The sequence below is a fragment of the Emticicia sp. genome, assembly GCF_049241225.1.
In the GTDB taxonomy this organism is placed as follows: Bacteria; Bacteroidota; Bacteroidia; order Cytophagales; family Spirosomataceae; genus Emticicia.
The window spans coordinates 17,750-20,374 of the sequence record NZ_JBMLRC010000220.1 but is presented as its reverse complement, the minus strand read 5'-3'; the positions used below and the strand labels follow the sequence as shown (position 1 = coordinate 20,374).

At 39.6% G+C, this 2,625-nt stretch carries 2 protein-coding genes and 1 pseudogene; 1 reads left to right on the top strand and 2 read right to left on the bottom strand.

The genetic code is table 11. From position 1 onward, the window contains the following. Nucleotides 1-344, bottom strand: a pseudogene (locus ACOVO2_RS12415) (UDP-N-acetylglucosamine 1-carboxyvinyltransferase); the annotation flags it as partial. Between the two features lie 147 nt (nt 345-491). Beyond that, nucleotides 492-1,238, bottom strand: a complete 747-nt coding sequence (locus tag ACOVO2_RS12410) for a DUF4290 domain-containing protein (protein ID WP_421770284.1) — start codon at nt 1,236-1,238, stop codon at nt 492-494. Between the two features lie 205 nt (nt 1,239-1,443). On the opposite strand from ACOVO2_RS12410, the gene ACOVO2_RS12405 reads away from it, so the two are divergent. Continuing rightward, nucleotides 1,444-2,625: glycoside hydrolase family 10 protein (locus ACOVO2_RS12405; protein ID WP_421770283.1), on the top strand; the 1,182-nt coding region annotated here is incomplete at its 3' end.

The following is a 2,625-nucleotide window of genomic DNA, read 5'->3' as shown; positions in this document are numbered from 1 at the left end:
GCTTTTCCTTTGCCAAAACGTGCCAACATCGGCCCCAAAAGCATGATTGAGCCACGCAATGAAGCTGCTTTGTCTTTGTATTCGGCTGTCTCGAAGTATTCAAAGTTCACGGCATCGGCTTGAAAACGGTACGAGCCATCGCCTACTTTATTGCGACTTACGCCCATATCTTCGAGCAATTCCATGAGTTTGTTTACGTCACGGATATTCGGAATATTATGAATCGTTACGGGTTCTTTGGTCATCAAAACGGCACACAAAATCTGTAATGCTTCGTTTTTTGCTCCCTGCGGAATAATCTCTCCTTTAAGTTTTCGTCCTCCTGTAATTTTAAAAGATGCCATTTTTTATCAATGTAGAATGAATAATTTAGAATGAATAATGAAGGTTTTTCATTATCAAACAATTCAATTTTGAGCAATTTTTTGAGAATATTGGATTATAATATCAGTAAAATTATCCATTTTACATTATCCATTATTCATTAAACATTATCTCGGTCTGCGGTTATTGTTATTTTTATTATTGTTGTTTCTGTCGTTACGGTCGTTTTTGTAATTGCCGTTGCCGAAATTTTTGTTGCGGTCGTTACGGTCATTGCTACGATTACGGTCACGATTGTCACGGTCGCCACCACGATTATCTCTAAACTGGTAATTATTTCCGCCCTGTGACTGATTTTGTTGCGTACGTTGGCGATTGCTGCTGCCATCTCTCGGCGACGACTCCATCAAACCATCACGACGAAGCTCGTCGATTTCCTTTTGAAGTTTGAAGCCTGATAATTCGAGAATCTGCTGTAAACAATCGGCTGTTTCAATGGTGTCTTTGTTCCAAACTTGGAAGAAACTCTTCATCAAGCGTACCATGTATGAAATAAAAGCCTTGCGTTCGTCGTAATCTTGCGTAATCATGGCTTTTACTACCAACAGCTCTAAATTTCGGCCATACAAACGGTGCTTTAGCTGATGCTGATTGTACGGAACGGTCATTGGCTTTTTACCCAAAATCTCTTTCGGTGGTGGCGGAAATGGACTATCAACATCCAAATCAAAATTGGCAATGATATAGAGGTCATCCCAAAGTTTTTTTGAATAATCAATTCCTTCACGCATATTTGGGTGAATCTGACGCATCAACTCAATCAAAATATGAGCATATTTTGTGCGTTGCTCACGGTCAGGCAGACTCACGATGTAGTCTGTTAGTTTTTGTATATTACTTCCGTATTCTTTCACAGGAAATTATTAATGATTAACTTTTGAATGAGTGAATGAGTGAATAAATTTTACCTCAAAACACTTTTCTAAATGTATGATTTTGGAGTTAAAAGCTAAAAGCTAATGGCTAATAGCCACATAAACATAAGCAAAAGTAACAAAAAATAACCTTTGGGTTAAATTTTTCTCTAATTTTGAACAAAATTTCAAAAAAAGTATTTCGATGTACTTCAAAAAAGCTGCTTTTTATCTACTAATCTATGCTTTCCTGAGTGGATGTAGTAAAAAAGTTACCCAACAAGTTGTTTCAAAACCAGCAGGCCCAAAGCGTGAATTCCGTGGGGTTTGGGTGGCAACCGTTGATAATATCGACTGGCCATCTCGCAAAGGTCTTAGTTCCGAAAGTCAACAACAAGAATTTAGAACCATACTCGACAAACAAAAAAGCTATGGAATGAATGCTGTTTTGGTACAAGTGCGTGCCGCAGCCGATGCTTTTTATGCTCGTGGCAAAGAACCGTGGTCAGAATGGCTTTCGGGCGAACAAGGAAAAGCCCCCGAACCCTACTACGACCCAATGGTTTTTATGATTCAAGAAACCCACCAACGAGGCTTGGAATTTCATGCGTGGCTGAACATGAATCGAGGAACCCACAAGGCTTCTAAGAGCATCATGGACGAACATATAACCAAAACTAAACCCGAATGGTTTCTAACCTACGGAGGACACAAATTATTCAATTTGGGAATTCCAGAAGTGCGTGATTATATAACGGATGTGGTCGTGACGATTGTACGCAACTACGATGTAGATGGCATTCATTTCGATGATTATTTTTATCCCTACAATGAGCCAAATCAGAAACTACGAGACGAAGATACTTTCAGAAAATATGGTAATGGCTTCAAAAATATTGAAGATTGGCGACGCTTTAATGTGGATATGGTCGTAAAAAATGTCAGCGAGGCCATTAAACGAGAAAAACCAAAAGTAAAATTCGGCATTAGTCCATCAGCCGTTTGGCGAAATGCTTCAACTGACCCCATTGGCTCAGCCACGCAGGGCGGGCAGCCTTCGTACGATAATCTTTATGCCGATACCCGCAAATGGGTAAAAGAAGGCTGGCTGGATTACATCACGCCACAGATTTATTTCAGCTTCGAGTTTGAAAAAGTTCCGTACAAAACCATGACCGATTGGTGGATAAAAAACTCATTTGGTCGCCATCTTTACATTGGTCACGGTGTATATCGTGTAAAAGCTGGAAGCAAAGAAATCGGCTGGGAAAAAGCCAATCAGATTCCTCGTCAGATTCGTTATAACCGCACGAAGCCACAAATTTCGGGTAGTATGTATTTTAGCTCTAAACAATTGATTAATAATGAATTATCGGTCAATGACTCG